This is a genomic window from Gammaproteobacteria bacterium, from assembly GCA_034522055.1.
GTDB lineage: Bacteria > Pseudomonadota > Gammaproteobacteria > JAABTG01 > JAABTG01 > JAABTG01.
In genome coordinates, this window is record JAXHLS010000002.1 from 3095928 (window position 1) to 3111799 (window position 15872).

The window sequence follows — 15872 nt, forward strand, 5'->3', positions numbered from 1 at the left end:
GAATTTGGGCGCACCGGGGTTTCCCGCGATCCCCGGCCAGAGATCAAAGGGCGTCTCAATCCCTGAGGATGGAGACCAGGAAGCCGACGGCGGCCACCAGTACCAGCAGCCAGAAGACCAGCCCGAGCTTGGTATACCCGGATGGGAAGCCGGCCAGATGGATGGTCATGGGTTGGTCTATGGACATCGCGGATCGTCTCTCGAGAGCATTTCGTACCCAAACCGAAGCATGGAATGTGCCAGGGACTTGGCTTAACGGGCGGCCCAGTAGGTCCGGTCCCGCGCAAGGCTGTGCGCGAAGTAAAGCCCGTACGGGGATGCCCATCGGTTTAACGGGCACTGGAAAATTGGAACGCTTCGTTAAACCGGTTGCGGCAGGCCGGCGGGGAGTCCGGGCGTCATGACGGGATAGGGCGGCCATGGCTGTGGGGCGCAGCGGGGCATTTAGACCCGGTTGCCGTCAGCGGGGCCCCGGCGCAATCTCCTCACGAGGGCGACCATCAGGGGGATCAAGAGGCCAAGCCCCAGGAACTGCACGGCAAGGACGACATTATCATCACCACCGGCCGCCAACTCGGAGCCGAAGTGGGCCAGCAGGAAACTGGCGGGCAGGATCCCCGCCAGGGTCGCCAGGGCGAAACGCCAGAAGGCCAAGGGGGTGACGCCCGCGGCGTAGCTCACCGCGTCGAAGGAGATGAAGGGCATCAGGCGGGTGAGGAAGACCATGGTCATCAGCATCCCCTGGGACCCCTGCAGCCGGCGTAGCGTGGCCGGGCTCACCCAGCGCTCCACGGCGGCCCGGCCGGCGGTGCGGGCGATGACGAAGGCGATGATGGCCCCCAGTTCGGCACCCAGCAAGACGTACAGGGTACCCAAGGTATGGCCATAAACGGTGCCGGCCGCCAGGGCGATGGGTGCACTCGGCAGGGGACTGAAGACGATGGCCGTGCACATCAGGCCGACGATGGCTGCGGGCCCCAGCCAGCCGCTGGCGGCGATGGCGTCCTGCAGGGCCTCGGGGTCGCGCAGCAGCGCCAGGGCGCCGGCCCAGTCCAGCAGCACGTATCCGGCTCCGAGGGTGAGCAGCACCATCAGGGGGATCAGGAAGACCGCGCGGCGTCTGCCCTTGGCGTGCGGGGGCGGGTCCATGGGTCAGCGGATCCCGGCCTGGCGCTGAAGGCCCCGGATGTATGCGATGATGTGGCCTGCCTCCTCGGGGCTGATCTGGGGCTGAGGTGGCATGTCCCCAAAGTTCCAGTGGTGCTCCCGAACGCCGTCGCGGACGGCAAAGTGAATCGTCAGGTCGGCGTGGTGGCTGCGGCGGTAGATCGGGTCCACCAGCGGCGGCCCGCGGTCTGTGCCTTGGGCACGGTGGCCGTGGCACTCGACGCAGTGGGCCTGGAACAGGCGGCGGCCTGTCTCGGCGTCCGCCTTGAAGTCCTCCGGCGGGAGGTGGAAGCGCTGGCGCCCCGCCTCTGGGTCGTTCTCGCCGCAACCGGCGAGAACAGCGGCGAGGAGCATGGTCGCGGCGGCCCTGGAGAATTTCATGATGCGCGCCTCAGTGGTCATGGTTGTCGTGAACATGTTCGGCCGGTTCACCGTCGGTGGACTCCCCCTCATCATCCGCGGCCAAGGCGCCTCCGTGAGCGTGGGCGTGACCGTCGTCCCCCGCCCGCGCCACCAGTTGCTCGTAGCCCGCCGCGTCGAGCGCCGGCAGGCGCCGGATGAAGGCTACCAGCTCCCACAGCTCGTCATTGCCATGGGTCGGGCCCCACGCCGGCATCCCGGTCATGCGAATGCCGTGCTTGATTATCCAGAACAGCTCGGCGGGACTGCGTTCCGCACCCCTGTCCGCGAGCCGCGGTGGCGCGGGGCTCATGTCCCGCGCGCCCACGAAGGGCTCGCGCCCGGGCGCGCCGTGGCAGCTCGCGCAGATCTCGTCGAAGGCTCGGGCGCCGGCCGTCACCGTGGCGTCCCCGGACAGGTCGGGGACGGTGATGGCCGCGGCCCGCCGCTCCACCGACTGCTGGCGGATGGTGCGCAGCAGCCAGCGCAGCGCGGCTGGCTCGTCGGTAGTGGCGGAGACTTCGGGGATGCCAGAGTAGGCGAGACCCACCACAGCGGCCGCGGCGAGGACGGTGACGAGGATGACGGCGGACAGAAGCTTCATATCCTACCTCCGATTTTATGGGTAGCGGTATCATCTTGCCTGCCCGGGGACTCGGCCTCAGCACCCGACTGCGTCGCCGGCGGCAGCACCACCTGCTCACCGGGCCGCAGCCCGCTAAGGACCTCCATGCGGCCATCGTGGCGCGCGGGGCCGGTGCGCACATAGCGGCGCAACGCGCTGCCATCGACCGCTACCAGTACATACTCCAGCTGACCCACCCGGCGCAGGGCCGACGCCGGCATGCTCACATGCTCTACCGTCCCCGCCTGAATGAGCAGGCGGCCGAACATGCCGGGATAGATCTCGGGCAGGGACGGCAGGCTGGTCTTGACCACGAAGGAACGGGAACCGGGATCGGCGGCAGGCACGATCATGTCGACGGTCGACGGGACGGTCAGGTCCAGGGCGTCGATGCGCACTTGCAGGCTCTCCCCCGGGGTCAACCGGGTGGCCAGGGTCTCGCGCACCTGCGCCTCCAGGCGCAGGGCCTCGGGATCGTAAAGGTGCAGCAGTGGGCTGCCGGGGCTCGCGGTGTCTCCCGGCTCCACCAAGCGGTGAATGATCCGGCCGTCGATGGGTGCACGCACGGTGGCATGGCTGCGTGCCGTTTCCGCCTCTCCCACCGCCTGGCGGCTGCGCTCCAGCTCCGCCTGCGCGGTCTTGAGGGCCGCCTCGGTGCGGTCCAGCTCCGCGGCGGCAGCGACTCCCCGCTCCGCCAGCTCTCTCACCCGCTCGAAGGTGGCACGCGCCTCTTCCAGGGTGGCCTGGGTGGCCGCCCGCGCCTGACGTGCCTGCTCGAGTCTGGCCGTGAGATCCCGGCGGTCCAACTCCACCAGCACATCGCCCTTCGTGACTCGGTCACCCTCTCTTACCGTTACGGCGATCACGGTGGAGAGTACCCGCGCCGATATCTGGGTCTGCTCCCGCGGGCGCAGTGTGCCCACCGCCTCCTCCACCAGGGGTACCCGGTGCAGTTGCACCTCGACCAGCGGGCCAGCGATGGGCCGTGGCGGAGCCGCGACGCGGCCGGTCGGTATCTTCTCCTCGAACACCCCGGCCAGCAGGGCCATGAGGAACGCCAGCAGGATCAGGGCGCCGGCCGCGCCGGCAATGCGCAATGAAGCATTCATGCAACGGGACTCCTCTGGCCGGTGGACTGATGCGCCTCGCTCTCGCCGTAGACCAGGAAATAGGCCACGGGGACCACCGCCAGGGTGAAGACGGTGGAGGCGCTGATACCGAATATCACGGCCCAGGCCAGGCCGCTGAAGATGGGATCCAGGGTAATGACGACGTTGCCCAGCAGGGTGGTCACGGCGGTGAGCACCACCGGGCGCATGCGCACGGCGCCGGCGGTGAGCAGGGCGTCGCGCAATGCCGCACCGCGGCCGAGTTCGAGCTGAACGAACTGCACCAGCACCAGGGAGTTGCGGACCACGATGCCGGCCAGCGCGATCATGCCGATCATGGCGGTGGCGGTGAACAGCGCCGGGTTGGGTTGACCGTCGATGATCCGGTCACCGAGCTGATTGAGCAGCCAAAAACCGGGCATTATTCCGATGACGGTCAGGGGGATGGCCAGCATGATGATGAGGGACAGGGATGGCAGGCCGGTCTGGATCATCAGCACCACGAAGATCCCCACCAGCGCCACCCCGAAGGCGATGCCGAGATCGCGGAACACGCGCAGGGTGATTTGCCATTCACCTTCGCCACCCCACTCGACATTCACGCCCGCCGGCAGAGACCAGGGGATGCCACCTCCCGGATCGATAAAGCTGCGCTCGTCGAGGGGCCGGGGGGCCTCGGCCGCCGTCGCCGGGGCATCCTGGTCCGCCGCCAGGTCGGCGATGATCTCTGCGGGGGTGCGTCCGGCGGCATCGGCGTAGACGTAGGCCACCGGGCGTAGATTTTTGTGGTAGATGGTCTTGTCCACCTGGTGCTCGGCGAAGTGCCCGAGTTCACGTAGTGCCGCCAGTCGCGGGGGCGCGTCGCCCATGGGCGGGTCGTCCGCGGTGCCCGCCGTCGCCACGTGGAGCGCTCCCAGCTCGCCCGGGGCATTGCGCCGGCCCATGGGCAGGCGCAGCTCGATGGGCAGGGGGTTCGCCTCCGAGGGCAGCTGCAGGTGGCCGGCGACCTGGCCGGCGGTGGCCAGGGCCACGGTGGCGGCGGCCTCCCGGGTGGTTACACCCGCGAGCGCCGCTTTCTCCTTGTCGGCCACGTAGACCAGCTTGCGCTGGTCGTCTTCCACGGAGGTGTCCACGTCCACCACGTAGGGCTCGCGTTCGAGGCGTGTGGCAAGGGTGCGTGCGGCGTGTCGGAGGGCGGCGTAGTCGGTGGTCTCGTGGCCGTAGATCTCGGCGGTCAGAGTGGAGATCACCGGTGGACCGGGTGGCACCTCCACCAGCTTGATGAGGACATGGTGCTCCCGTCCGAGTGCCGCGAGTTCCCGGCGCAGCCGCAGGACCACCTCGTGGGACTGCTGGCTGCGGGCGTGACGCCCGGCGAGGGTGACCCTCAGTTCGCCGAGGTGGGGTGCCTCGCGGAGATAGTAGTGGCGTACCAGGCCGTTGAAGTCCATGGGGGAAGGCACCCCCGCGAAGCCGGAGATGCTCTCCACCTCCGGCACCGAGGCCAGCAGCCTGCCTGCCGCCGCCACCACACTCTGGGTGCGTTCCAGGGTGGTGCCTTCCGGGGCGTCCACCAGTACCTGGAACTCGTCCTTGTTGTCGAAGGGCAGGAGCTTGAGGGGCACCGCGCGCAACAGCGGCAGGGCGGCGGCGAGCAGGAACAGCAGGGCCACCACCGCCAGGAAGGCCCAAGCCCGCCGCCGGCTGGCGATCAGGGGTGCCACCAGCACCGCATAGACGCGGTAGAGAGCGGTCCGGGTGATGTCATAGTCTGCCTCTGGGCGCACGTGGCGCAGCATCCGGTAGGCCAGCCAGGGGGTGAACAGGAAGGCCACCAGGGTGCTCGCCGTGACGGCTACCGGCACGTTGAAGGCCATCGGTGCCATGTAGGGACCCATCATGCCGGTGATGAAAAACATCGGGGCAAAGGCCAGGATCACCGCGACGGTGGACAGCAGCAGGGCACTGCGCACCTCCAGCATGGCATCCACCACCGCATCGCGGGCCGAGCGCCCGCCCATGCGCAGGTAGCGGCTGATGTTGTCCACGCCGGTGATGGGATCATCCACCAGCAGGCCCAGGGCAAGGATCAACGCGAAGAGGGTGACGCGGTTGATGGTATAGCCGGTCAGCAGGTCGAGCAGCAGGGTGATGCCGTAGCTTACGGGTACGGCCACCGCCACCACTACCGCCTGCCGCCAGCCGAGGAATACGGCGATGAACACCACCACCGTCAGCATCGCCACGGCCAGGCTGGACACGAGATCGTCCACCTTCTGGTCGGCGGTCTCACCGTAATTGCGGATGATCTGGAAGTGGACCTCGGGTGGAAAAAGCTCGCGATGGAGCCGTTCCAGGGTCTCCAGGGTCTCCTCGGCGACCCACACCGCATTTGACCCCTTGCGTTTGGCCACCGCCAGGAAGACGGCCGGGTAGGGGCCGTCGACTCTGCCCTCGGTGGTTGAGGCGGGCCCGAAGTCCGTCCAGGTATAACTCGTGGGCTCCGCCGGACCGTCATGGACGCGGGCGACGTCTCGCAGCTGGACGGGAGCACCGTCCAGCACATTCACCACCAGTCGCTCCAGGGCCGCGGCATCGGCGATGAAGGTGCCCGCCTCGACGACGATGGCGTGGTCCTTACGACTCACCACGCCGCCGGATTGCTGAAAGTTGGCGGCCTCGATGGCGTCGGCCACCTGGAGTGGGGTGGTCCGGCGAGATGCCAGTGCTGCCGGGTCGAGTTCCACCCGGATACGGCGCGGATTGCCACCGGTGACAGTGACCCGGTTGGTGCTGTCGATGGCCTTGAGGCGGTGGGCCATTTCCTCGGCGAGGCGGCGCAGGGTGTAGCCGCCGACCCGCTCCGGGTCGTCACTCCACAGCGATGCCACCACGATGGGGACGTCGTCCACCTCCAGCGGCTTCACCACCCAGGACCGTACCACTGCCGGAACCTGGTCCCGGCTCGATTCCAGCTTGGAGAATACCTTGACCAGCGAGTCCTCGCGGTCCTCGCCCACGTAGAAGCGTACGGTCACGATGGCGCGGCCGGGCTGCGACATGGAGTAGACGTGCTCGACACCGTCGATCTGGGACAGCAGCTTCTCCAGTGGCGTGCTCACCTGGCGCTCCACCTGGCGGGCCCCAAGCCCTGGTGCCGACACCAGTACGTCCGCCAGCGGGACGATGATCTGCGGCTCCTCCTCCCGGGGGGTGATGGCCAGCGCCACCAGGCCGGCCGCGATGAGACCTATTACGCCCAGCATCACCAGCGGACCGTTCATGGCGCCGGCGATCAAGCGTCCCCAGGGACCGCTTTGGGGCGTATGGGGGTTTTCGTTCATGAACGGATCAGGCGGAAGGCCGCGAGAGAAGGGGGCGCGCCCGGGCGTGCCCCTGGGTCAGCGGTTGCCAGGGACGGCTACCCAGAACGGCTTGGCGCCGGTCGCCATGCGCCGGACCACTTTGTGGGTGGTGGTATCCACCACGGCGATGACGTCCTCGCCACTCACCGCCACGTAGAGGTGCTCGCCCCGCGCGTCGGCCCGCAGGCCATGAGGTCCGGAGCCCACCTCCACCTGGCCTGTGCGCTCCCCCTTGGCGGGGTCGATCACATTCACCACCGCGCCGGCGATGCCGCTGACGAAGACCTGGCTGCCGTCCGGCAGGACGTCGACGCCGTAGTGGGGCGGGCTCAGGGGCACGCGCGCCCGCACCGCGCCGGACTCGATGTCCACCACGTCGAGCATCTGGCTGGCGATGCCCGCCACGTACAGGGTTCCATCGTCGGCGCTGATATCCACGTTGTGGGGTGCGCCTTCAACGGGGATCTGGCGGGTTTTCTCCATCGTCTCCACGTCGATTACCGCGATGCCGTCGCCGCCCTGGAGGGCCACGTAGGCCGTCTTCCCGTCGCTGGAGAAGGTGGTGTTGTGGGGCATTTGGCCCACCGGCAGGGTCTTTACCACCGTCAGGCTCTCCATGTCGATGAAGCTCAGGGTCCCACCGCCCTCGTCGGCGGCGATGGCGATGCCGCCGTCGGGAGAGATCTTGATTCCCTTGGGCGTCTTGCCCACGGGGATTCGTTTGAGCAGCTCGCCGCTGTGGGCGTCGTAGGCGTAGATGCGGTCCTCGCCGCTGCTGGTGGCCAGCACCCGCTTGCCGTCCGGGCTGACCGTTATGTAGGTCATCGCCTTGCCGGCGTCCCATCGGGCACCGTCCGGCAGGCGTACGACGGCGTTTTCACCCTGCAGCGTAACGAAGAAATGATCATGTGCCCCGGTGGCTTGCCCGGCACTCACGAGGGCGGGTGGGAAGAGGGAGATCAGCAGAAAGCCAACCAAGAATTGCAATGAATGAATACGCATGGCGAATCCTCGTCGGTGGCAGGCGCTCGACAGAGCGAAGGACTGGCGGCGGCGGACAAGGCCGTGGGTCTGCCTTGCCACCGCCGCGGCAGAAGGAGTTAGCGGAGCATCAGGCGCTCCAGCATGGCCTCCATCTTGATCATCCGGACTTCCAGGAGATCGATGCGGTTCATGAGCTTGCGATGCTTCTTGTGCATGCCGCCGTGCATGCCCTTGCCCATCATGCCCATGCCGTCCTGGCCGCCGTCCATGCCTTGGCTCATCATGCCCATGCCGCCCTCCTGGCCGCCGTGCATGCCTTTGCCCATCATGCCCATGCCGCCACCCTGGCCGCCGTGCATGCCTTTGCCCATCATGCCCATGCCGCCGCCCTGGCCGTCTTGCATGCCCTTGCCCATCATGCCCATGCCGCCGCCTTGGTTGCCTTGCATGCCCTTGCCCATCATGCCCATGCCGTCGCCGCCGCGGCCCATCATCTTCATCTTCTCGGTCGGATCCCCGTCCTGTGCCTGCCCCCTCGCCATCTGGCGGCCTTCATCGGTGGAAGAGGTCGATGCCGCGCTGGCGGGTGCCTCCTCCGGATGGTGTTCCTCCTCGGCCATCACCGGTGGCAGGGTGAGCATGAGGGCGGACAGGGTCAGGATCAGCGTCTTTCTCATATACATGGTCTTTCTCCTCTTCATGGCTTGAACCAGCCGCCGGATCTCTCGGCGGTTGAAAGGCACCAGGCCTGGTGCCCCCTGGAACTGGCGCCGGGCCTGTGCCCGGCCCCCGGTGCCGCGTTGCCGGTTGCAATGTGGTGCCGCAGGGTCCCGCTGTAGGGTTGCGGAGTGGAAAACCGTGAGGGTTCCCCACCGGGGCTCAGTCAGAGGCAGAGAAGGCAGTTTTCATGCCAGCCTTGGGAAGGACTGTCGCCCCTCCAATGAGGCCGCTGGCGCGGCCGGCGCGAGCGTGCCGGCGTAACGTTCCGATGAATTTCTTTAAGAATCGTTCAACGGGGTCGTGGCGGTTGCCGCCAGCGGCAGGCGCAGGATAACCCGGGTGCCCTCGCGGGCATCGCTGGCCATGATGACCTGGCCGCCGTGTTCCTCCACCACCCGCTTGACCAGCACCAGGCCAAGTCCTGAACCCCGGGGCTTGGTGGTACAGAAGGGTTCGAAGACCCGCTCCAGGACCTCCGGTGGTATGGGATCCCCGGGGTTGGCCACCTCCACCATCGCTATGGTGCCGTCACGGTAGTGGCGGACATGGATACGCGAGCCGGGCGGGCTCGCTTCCACGGCATTCTTCAGCAGGTTGAGGAGGACCTGGTGCATCTTGGCCTTGTCCAGTCGCATCGCAGGGCAATGGTTGCACTTTGTGCGGTCGACGGTGATGGCTTTCTTGCGCAGCAGGGGCTGCTGTTGGCGGATCACATGCGCTATCAGCAACTCGACGTCCACCTGCTCCATCGACAGCTGCAAGGGCCGCACGTAGTCCAGGGTCTCCGACAGGAGGGCATCCAGTCGATCCACCTCGCCCGATACCAGGGCGACCCTGCGACGCTCCCGTTCCGGGATCGCCCCGTAATCCTTGAGGCCCCCCAAGGCCAGCTTGATGGATGCGAGGGGATTGCGCATCTCGTGGGCGAGCATGGACGCGGTCTGACCGATGGCGGCGAGGCGGGTATTTCGCACCATCGCCTCGTGGGCCAGATCAAGCTCCCGGGTGCGCTGGCGTACCTGGGCCTCGAGGTCACGCTCGTACATGCGGCCAATGCCCCGCAGTGCCATATGTCCGAGGAGGGCGATGAGCACGAAGGTGATCAGCAATACCAGATCCAGATGCCAGTGCAGATCGCCGAGAAACTGTACCAGGGTGTTCTGATCACTGGCGACGCCGAGCAGCCAGGGGTGTTCGCTTGATGTACCGGCGCCAGCCTGCTGGAGCCAGATGAGCGTGGTGAGGCCGCCTTCAGACACGGTCACGGCCGGCCCCTGAACCAACCGCAACGGTCCCTGGCCCTCGATCCCCGAGGAGGCACCAGCCAGCCAGCTGGAATCGATGGGAACCGGGAGGTGAGTCATTCCGCGGCTGTCCGCTACCAGCAGGCGACGGGCACGGTCGACAACGAAGAGCCGATAGCCAAGGCTGCCGAAGCGCTCCAGGGTCCGCTGGAGGGGGTCCCGGGAGGGGGTGCCCGTGGAATCCAGTACGGGGCGAAGATAGGGCAACAGATTCTCCGCGATGTCGCGGTTGTGGTGAATGCCGTGGGACAGCAGGCGCTCCTGCAGGTAACCGAGGACATGTGCGGTGCCGGTGAGGCCGACGCCGGCCACTATCAGTCCCATTATCAAAAGGCTCAGCCATGTTACCTTGGTCGGCGTCCATCGCCGGGGGCTGCCATCGGCCTTCGGTTCAGTTTTTGTCTGCATGGGCCTTGCCGGGGCACTGTCGTTTCGGTTCCGATAGGGCGAACGTTATCATAGGTTTTGATTTGCCCACCGGATAGCAACCATGGCCTATATCCTCATCATCGAAGACGATCCGGTATTCGGCGAACTCCTGGTCATGCATCTTGAGGATCGCGGCCATGAATCTCGAGTCGCGGGCGACATTGGAGAAGCGCGGGAGTTGCTTTCCCAGGGCACTCCGGATGCCGTGCTTCTGGATCACCAACTGCCCGATGGCTACGGGCTTGACCTGCTTGGGGAGCTCGGGGCGCCGAACGATGGGCCGCCGGTCATCATGATCACCGGTGTTACCGACAATGCCCTCGCCATCGAGGCGATACGTCACGGTGCGTATGACTTCATTCGCAAGCCGATGGACGACCTCGAACTCGAAACCACCCTGGGGAATGCCCTGCGCCATCACCGCTTGTCCCGCCAAGTCTCGGCCATCACCTCCACCGAAGACCATCGAGTAGATATCAACGAGATCGTGGGTAGGAGTTCGGCGATCCTGGAAGTGTGCAAGACCGTTGGGGCAGTGGCTGCCCGCGTGGCACCGGTTCTCATCACGGGGGAGACCGGCACGGGCAAGGAGGTGGTAGCCCGCGCCATCCATCACCACTCGGGGCGCCAGGGCCTGTTCCTGCCCCTCAACTGTTCGGTGCTGGCCGAGGGTGTCCTGGAGAGCGAGCTGTTTGGCCACGAGCGCGGCAGCTTTACCGGCGCGCTGGGGCGCAGGGAGGGCCGTTTCGAACTCGCTGCCGGCGGTACCTTGTTCCTCGATGAGGTAGGCGAGATGCCGGCGTCGCTGCAGGCCAAACTCCTGCGGGTGCTCCAGGAAGGCACTTTCGAGCGGGTGGGCGGTGGTCAGGTCCTGCATTCCGACGCCCGCGTCATCGCCGCGACCCATCGTGACCTGGAGGCCATGGTGCGCGACGGCACCTTTCGGGAAGATCTCTACTACCGCCTTAACGTGGTGTCCGTGCACTTGCCGCCGCTGCGCGAGCGGATGGCGGACCTGCCGATCCTGATCGAGCACCTGCTATACAAGATCAATGCCCGCCAACACACCGCGGTCCGACACACTGCCGAGGGCACCTGGCGTCTGCTCAATGACTACTCATGGCCAGGCAACGTGCGCGAGCTGGAGAATGCCCTTACTCGCGCCGCGGTGCTGGCGCGGGGGGACACCCTGACACCGGAACTCTTTTCCCTGTCCGATGACGTGGCCGCCACTGTGGTCGACGCAGGAGATGATCAGCCGGTCCCGCCGCGTCTCATCACCCTCGATGAACTGGAGCATGAGCACGTCGTCGCGGTGCTGAACCATGTGCGCTGGCACAAGGGCAGGGCCTGCGAGATCCTGGGCATCTCGCGCCCCGCCCTCGATCGCAAGATCGAGCGCTACGGGCTTGCTTGAGACGGTGTGCCCGTTCAGCGCCGCGCGTATACTAGCTTGCGGGGCTAGCCGTCACGGCAAACGATAGACTCGCTTCAGCCCGCACCTGGATGCCGATGACCCTTTTTGTGGTGCGAGAGCCGGATATGATTGCTTCTTCACATGAAGTCCCTCAGGGAACCGCTCATTTGATCTGAAGGTCATTGTTCGAGTCCTCACAATCACCATGAGGACCGGGATGAAAGCAGTCCGATTCTCCGGCAACGGCGGGGCGGGGGCGACGCTCGCCATGCAGCTGCACAATGGCATCGACTTCGACGTTCCCGAGGGCGCCGCCCCCGCGATGGTTTGCGGTGTGCTCGACGCGCTGCTCACCCGGACATGATGCGCCCCACCGATCCCGGGCTCGCCGTCTATCTCTGCCGCGCGCCCGTGGACTTCCGCAAGTCCATCGACGGGCTGGCCGCCGTGGTGGAGGCCGAACTCGACCTCGACGCCTTCTCTTCGGCCCTGTTCGTGTTCATCAACCGCAAGCGCGACAAGCTCAAGTGTCTCTACTGGGAGCCCAGCGGCCTCCGCCTGTGGTCATGTGGTTTGCCCGCGGCGGACCGCCCGTCCAAAAGGTACTCCTCTACCATTACGCCCTGTCACGTAGCGGCGCCGTGCCCCACGAGCTGCTCGAGGGCTTCACCGGGACCCTGCAGACCGACGGCTATGCCGGCGCCGCCGCCCGGCACCTCATCGGTGTCTGCTGTTGTACCTATGCCCGATGCAAGTTCGACGAGGCCAGCACCGTACCGCCTGGAGTGGAATGGGACGCACGCAGTGCGTCCGTAGGGGGCGCGCCACGGATGGCGCGCATCAGGGCCCACGGCAAGGGCGCCAAGGCCAAGACCAGCCGCGCCCATCACGAGACCCACGTCCAGGCTGTGCTCACCCAACTGCGCGCCTGGCTTGATACCGCATTACCGCAAGTGCCCCCTGGGACCGCCACCGGGCTAGCGCTTGGCTACCTCGACCGCTTACAGCAATTCTGCGTCCGTACGCGTCTAAGCGACTGAAACGATTGCAACACACTCCCCCGAAGCCCATGTCGGATCTGGTCTAATCGGGATCCCAAGCCTACTGACACATTGTTTTTTGGCATCCCGCTGAAAGCCTTCTGCTGCGCGGCTTTGCGGCAAAGGCGACTCTAGAAAGTGTCAAAGGTGGGCTAGACGATCAAACATGATCAGCCTCAGTGAGAGGCGACGAGCCACCGCCGTTACCGTCCTTCCGGTGCAGCAGGGCGTACAACACCGGTAACACGAACAGTGTCAGCAGAGTGGACGAAATAATGCCGCCGATCACCACCGTGGCCAGCGGTCGCTGAACTTCGGCGCCAGTGCCGGTGTTGAGCGCCATGGGCACAAAACCGAGGCTGGCTACCAGGGCCGTCATCAGTACCGGTCGCAACCGGGTCAATGCGCCCTCCACCACTGCGGTTATCAGCTCGCCTTGCTGGTGCCACAGATCGCGGATAAAGGCCACCATCACCAGACCGTTGAGTACCGCCACCCCCGACAGGGCAATAAAGCCCACACCGGCGGAAATGGATAGCGGCATATCCCGCAGCCACAGCATCAGCACACCCCCGGTCAGCGCCAGGGGTACGCCGCTGAAGATAATCAGCGCGTCCTTGAGGGAGCCAAAGGCCATCACCAGCAGGGCGATGATGATCAGCAGTGTCACTGGCACCACCAACGCGAGACGTTCACTGGCGGATTGCAATTGCTCGAAGGTACCCCCGTAGTCCAGCCAGTAGCCGGCAGGCAGATCCACCTGCTGGTCGATGCGGGCGCGTACCTCGTCCACAAAGCCGCCCAGGTCCCGGTCGCGGACGTTGGCAGTCACTACCACTCGGCGCTTGCCGTTCTCCCGGCTGATCTGATTGGGGGCCGGGGCCAGTTCCAGTTCCGCCACCTCGGACAGGGGCACATACCCCCCGTCGGGCAGCGGTACCGGCAGGTCGCCAAGATTGTCCACATCGCGGCGGATATCCTCCGGCAGACGCACCACCAGCTGGAAGCGGCGGTCGCCCTCGTAGATCAGACCGGCGTTTTCGCCGCCCACGCCGGCAGCCACCAAGTCCTGCAACTCTGCCACCGAGAGACCGTAGCGGGACAGCACCATGCGTTTGGGGTGCACCGACAGCATGGGCAGACCAGTGACCTGTTCCACCCGGGCATCGGCGGCGCCCTGCACAGATTCCACCACCTCCAGCACCGCGTTGGCGGATTCCAGCAACTGGTCGAGATCATCGCCAAACACTTTGATTCCCAGGTCCGCCCGCACGCCGGAGATCAGTTCGTTGAAACGCATTTCGATGGGCTGGGTGAACTCGTAGTTGTTGCCGGGAAGCTGTTCAACGGCCTCCACCATTGCGGCGATCAGGTCATCCCGGCTTCTATCCGGATCGGGCCACTGGTCGCGCGGCTTGAGCATGACGAAATTGTCCGCCACGCTGGGGGGCATGGGGTCGGTGGCCACCTCCGGGGTACCGATCTTGGCAACGATTTTGTCCACCTCCGGAAACGCCTTGATGCGCTTTTCCAGTTGCTCCTGCATGGCGATGGCCTGCTCCAGCCCGGTGCCGGGAATGCGCAAAGCATGCAGGGCGATATCCCCTTCGTTGAGCTGGGGGATGAATTCCGTGCCCAGGGTGGTGGCGAGCCACAGGCAGAAGGCCAGCAGCGCACTGGCGCTGCCCAGCACCACCCAGCGAAAGCGCAAAGCCCACTCCAGGGCCGGCCGGTACACCGACTTGGTGGCACTGATGATGGGGCTTTCCTTCTCCTGGACCTTGCCGGTCATGAACACCGCCACGGCGGCGGGAACGATGGTCAATGACAGCACCATGGCCGCCAGCAGGGCCATCACTACGGTGGCGGCCATGGGGTGGAACATCTTGCCCTCCACCCCGGTGAGGCTGAAGATGGGGATGTATACCACGGTAATAATGGCGACGCCGAACAGGGCGGGACGAATCACCTCGGTGGTGGCTTCATACACCAGTTGCAGCCGCTCCTTCAGCGGCAGGCGCCCGCCGTTGTCGTGCTGGGCCTCCGCGAGGCGGCGAATACAGTTTTCCACGATGATCACCGCGCCATCAACAATCAGGCCAAAATCCAGCGCCCCCAGGCTCATCAGGTTGGCGGACACCCCGGTGCGTACCATGCCGGTGATGGTGGCCAGCATGGACAGGGGAATCACCGCCGCTGTGATCAGCGCCGCCCGCAGATTGCCCAGCAGCAGGAACAGCACCACGATCACCAGCAGTGCGCCTTCTAGCAGGTTTTTCTCCACCGTGGCAATGGCCTTGTCCACCAGCGTGGTGCGATCGTAAACCGCTTCCAGGCGAATGCCCTCGGGTAGGGAGGGTCGTATTTCCTCCACCCGCTCGGCAATGGCCTGGGCCACGCTGCGGGAATTTTCCCCCATCAGCATCATGGCGGTACCCAGCACGGTTTCCTTTCCATCCCGGGTGGCGGCCCCGGTGCGCAACTCCTTGCCGATGGCCACCTCCGCGACGTCGGCAATACGCACCGGCGCACCGTCCCGGTTGGCAACGACCACCTGCTCGATGTCGCCGATGGTCTTCAATTGCCCTGGTGAGCGCACCAGCAACCGCTGGCCATTGCGTTCGATATAGCCGGCGCCGCGGTTGGCGTTATTGGCGCGCAGGGCGCCTGCCACTTGATCCAGGGTGATGCCGAATTCGAGCAGTTTTTTCGGTGAGGGCGTGACGTGATATTGCTTGTCATAGCCACCGATGGTATTGATTTCGATCACACCGGGCACCTGGGCTAACTGGGGTTTGATGATCCAGTCCTGCACCTCGCGCAGGGCGGTGGCATCCCAGGGTTGGCCATTGCCCTGGGTGGCGCCGGGTTCGGCCTCCACGGTATACATAAAGATCTCGCCCAGGCCGGTGGCGATGGGTCCCATCTCCGGCTCCAGCCCCGGCGGCAGGGCACTTTTGATGGCTCCCAGGCGTTCATTGATCAGGTTACGGGCAAAATAGATGTCCGTGCCCTCCTCGAACACCACGGTGACCTGGGACAGGCCATAGCGGGACAGGGAACGGGTATAGGACAGATTGGGCAGCCCGTAGAGCGCGGTTTCCACCGGGAAGGTGATGCGTTGTTCGGCTTCCAGCGGTGAGTAGCCCGGGGCTTCGGTATTGATCTGCACCTGGACATTGGTGATATCCGGCACGGCGTCGATGGGCAGGCGCTGGAAGCTCCACACGCCGAGGCCGACGATCACCAGAATCAGGGACAGGATGAGATAGCGCCGCTCCACCGAGAGGCGCACGATTGCGTCGATCATAAT

General features: G+C 65.8%; 13 protein-coding genes and 1 pseudogene. 4 read left to right on the forward strand and 10 right to left on the reverse strand.

The genetic code is table 11. From position 1 onward, the window contains the following. Positions 1 to 55: 55 nt before the first annotated feature. From U5S82_14970 to U5S82_15010, 9 genes are all read right to left on the reverse strand, one after another. Positions 56 to 187 (reverse strand): hypothetical protein, encoded by a 132-nt coding sequence (locus U5S82_14970; GenBank protein ID MDZ7752917.1) that lies wholly within the window; start codon positions 185 to 187, stop codon positions 56 to 58. A gap of 257 nt (positions 188 to 444) precedes the next feature. Beyond that, a complete protein-coding gene (locus U5S82_14975; GenBank protein MDZ7752918.1) occupies positions 445 to 1149 on the reverse strand; it encodes a TVP38/TMEM64 family protein in 705 nt (234 codons plus the stop codon). A 3-nt stretch (positions 1150 to 1152) separates the two neighbouring features. Further along, positions 1153 to 1548, reverse strand: a complete 396-nt coding sequence (locus U5S82_14980; protein MDZ7752919.1) for a cytochrome c — start codon at positions 1546 to 1548, stop codon at positions 1153 to 1155. 10 nt (positions 1549 to 1558) lie between these two features. Further along, positions 1559 to 2170 (reverse strand): cytochrome c, encoded by a 612-nt coding sequence (locus U5S82_14985; GenBank protein MDZ7752920.1) that lies wholly within the window; start codon positions 2168 to 2170, stop codon positions 1559 to 1561. After that, positions 2167 to 3300, reverse strand: a complete 1134-nt coding sequence (locus U5S82_14990) for an efflux RND transporter periplasmic adaptor subunit (GenBank protein ID MDZ7752921.1) — start codon at positions 3298 to 3300, stop codon at positions 2167 to 2169. Before U5S82_14990 ends, U5S82_14985 begins: the two co-directional genes overlap by 4 nt. Then, positions 3297 to 6644, reverse strand: a complete 3348-nt coding sequence (locus U5S82_14995) for an efflux RND transporter permease subunit (protein ID MDZ7752922.1) — start codon at positions 6642 to 6644, stop codon at positions 3297 to 3299. The genes U5S82_14990 and U5S82_14995 overlap by 4 nt, the downstream gene beginning before the upstream one ends. Before the next feature lie 57 nt (positions 6645 to 6701). Further along, positions 6702 to 7652 carry a YncE family protein gene (locus tag U5S82_15000; protein ID MDZ7752923.1) on the reverse strand — a complete coding sequence of 317 codons (951 nt, stop codon included), beginning with the start codon at positions 7650 to 7652 and terminating at the stop codon, positions 6702 to 6704. A 113-nt stretch (positions 7653 to 7765) separates the two neighbouring features. Beyond that, positions 7766 to 8332: a hypothetical protein gene (locus tag U5S82_15005; GenBank protein ID MDZ7752924.1), complete on the reverse strand. Its 567-nt coding sequence runs from the start codon at positions 8330 to 8332 to the stop codon at positions 7766 to 7768. A 315-nt stretch (positions 8333 to 8647) separates the two neighbouring features. After that, the gene (locus U5S82_15010; GenBank protein MDZ7752925.1) at positions 8648 to 9997 is read right to left on the reverse strand and encodes an ATP-binding protein; all 1350 of its coding nucleotides are present in this window, start codon (positions 9995 to 9997) and stop codon (positions 8648 to 8650) included. A gap of 166 nt (positions 9998 to 10163) precedes the next feature. Here U5S82_15010 and U5S82_15015 point away from each other — a divergent pair, with 166 nt between their 5' ends. The 4 genes and pseudogenes from U5S82_15015 to U5S82_15030 all read left to right on the forward strand — a co-directional run bounded on the left by U5S82_15015 (position 10164) and on the right by U5S82_15030 (position 12559). Next, complete coding sequence (locus U5S82_15015; protein MDZ7752926.1) at positions 10164 to 11519, forward strand: sigma-54 dependent transcriptional regulator; 1356 nt, start codon at positions 10164 to 10166, stop codon at positions 11517 to 11519. Between the two features lie 217 nt (positions 11520 to 11736). Beyond that, positions 11737 to 11883 carry a hypothetical protein gene (locus U5S82_15020; GenBank protein ID MDZ7752927.1) on the forward strand — a complete coding sequence of 49 codons (147 nt, stop codon included), beginning with the start codon at positions 11737 to 11739 and terminating at the stop codon, positions 11881 to 11883. Further along, a pseudogene (gene tnpB, locus U5S82_15025) lies at positions 11883 to 12026 on the forward strand (IS66 family insertion sequence element accessory protein TnpB). Before U5S82_15020 ends, tnpB begins: the two are co-directional and overlap by 1 nt. A 59-nt stretch (positions 12027 to 12085) precedes the next feature. Then, complete coding sequence (locus U5S82_15030) at positions 12086 to 12559, forward strand: transposase (protein ID MDZ7752928.1); 474 nt, start codon at positions 12086 to 12088, stop codon at positions 12557 to 12559. A gap of 160 nt (positions 12560 to 12719) precedes the next feature. Here the strand turns inward: U5S82_15030 and U5S82_15035 are convergent, their stop codons facing one another. After that, on the reverse strand, positions 12720 to 15869 hold the full coding sequence (locus U5S82_15035) for a CusA/CzcA family heavy metal efflux RND transporter (GenBank protein MDZ7752929.1): 3150 nt from the start codon (positions 15867 to 15869) through the stop codon (positions 12720 to 12722). Positions 15870 to 15872 lie beyond the last annotated feature (3 nt).

Excerpts from the sequence above, each read along its gene's own strand:
- U5S82_14970 (MDZ7752917.1), bottom strand. The coding sequence starts at position 187 with ATGTCCATAGACCAACCCATGACCATCCATCTGGCCGGCTTCCCATCC.
- U5S82_14975 (MDZ7752918.1), bottom strand. The coding sequence starts at position 1,149 with ATGGACCCGCCCCCGCACGCCAAGGGCAGACGCCGCGCGGTCTTCCTG.
- U5S82_14980 (MDZ7752919.1), bottom strand. The coding sequence starts at position 1,548 with ATGAAATTCTCCAGGGCCGCCGCGACCATGCTCCTCGCCGCTGTTCTC.
- U5S82_14985 (MDZ7752920.1), bottom strand. The coding sequence starts at position 2,170 with ATGAAGCTTCTGTCCGCCGTCATCCTCGTCACCGTCCTCGCCGCGGCC.
- U5S82_14990 (MDZ7752921.1), bottom strand. The coding sequence starts at position 3,300 with ATGAATGCTTCATTGCGCATTGCCGGCGCGGCCGGCGCCCTGATCCTG.
- U5S82_14995 (MDZ7752922.1), bottom strand. The coding sequence starts at position 6,644 with ATGAACGAAAACCCCCATACGCCCCAAAGCGGTCCCTGGGGACGCTTG.
- U5S82_15005 (MDZ7752924.1), bottom strand. The coding sequence starts at position 8,332 with ATGTATATGAGAAAGACGCTGATCCTGACCCTGTCCGCCCTCATGCTC.
- U5S82_15010 (MDZ7752925.1), bottom strand. The coding sequence starts at position 9,997 with ATGGGACTGATAGTGGCCGGCGTCGGCCTCACCGGCACCGCACATGTC.
- U5S82_15015 (MDZ7752926.1), top strand. The coding sequence starts at position 10,164 with ATGGCCTATATCCTCATCATCGAAGACGATCCGGTATTCGGCGAACTC.
- U5S82_15020 (MDZ7752927.1), top strand. The coding sequence starts at position 11,737 with ATGAAAGCAGTCCGATTCTCCGGCAACGGCGGGGCGGGGGCGACGCTC.
- U5S82_15030 (MDZ7752928.1), top strand. The coding sequence starts at position 12,086 with ATGTGGTTTGCCCGCGGCGGACCGCCCGTCCAAAAGGTACTCCTCTAC.
- U5S82_15035 (MDZ7752929.1), bottom strand. The coding sequence starts at position 15,869 with ATGATCGACGCAATCGTGCGCCTCTCGGTGGAGCGGCGCTATCTCATC.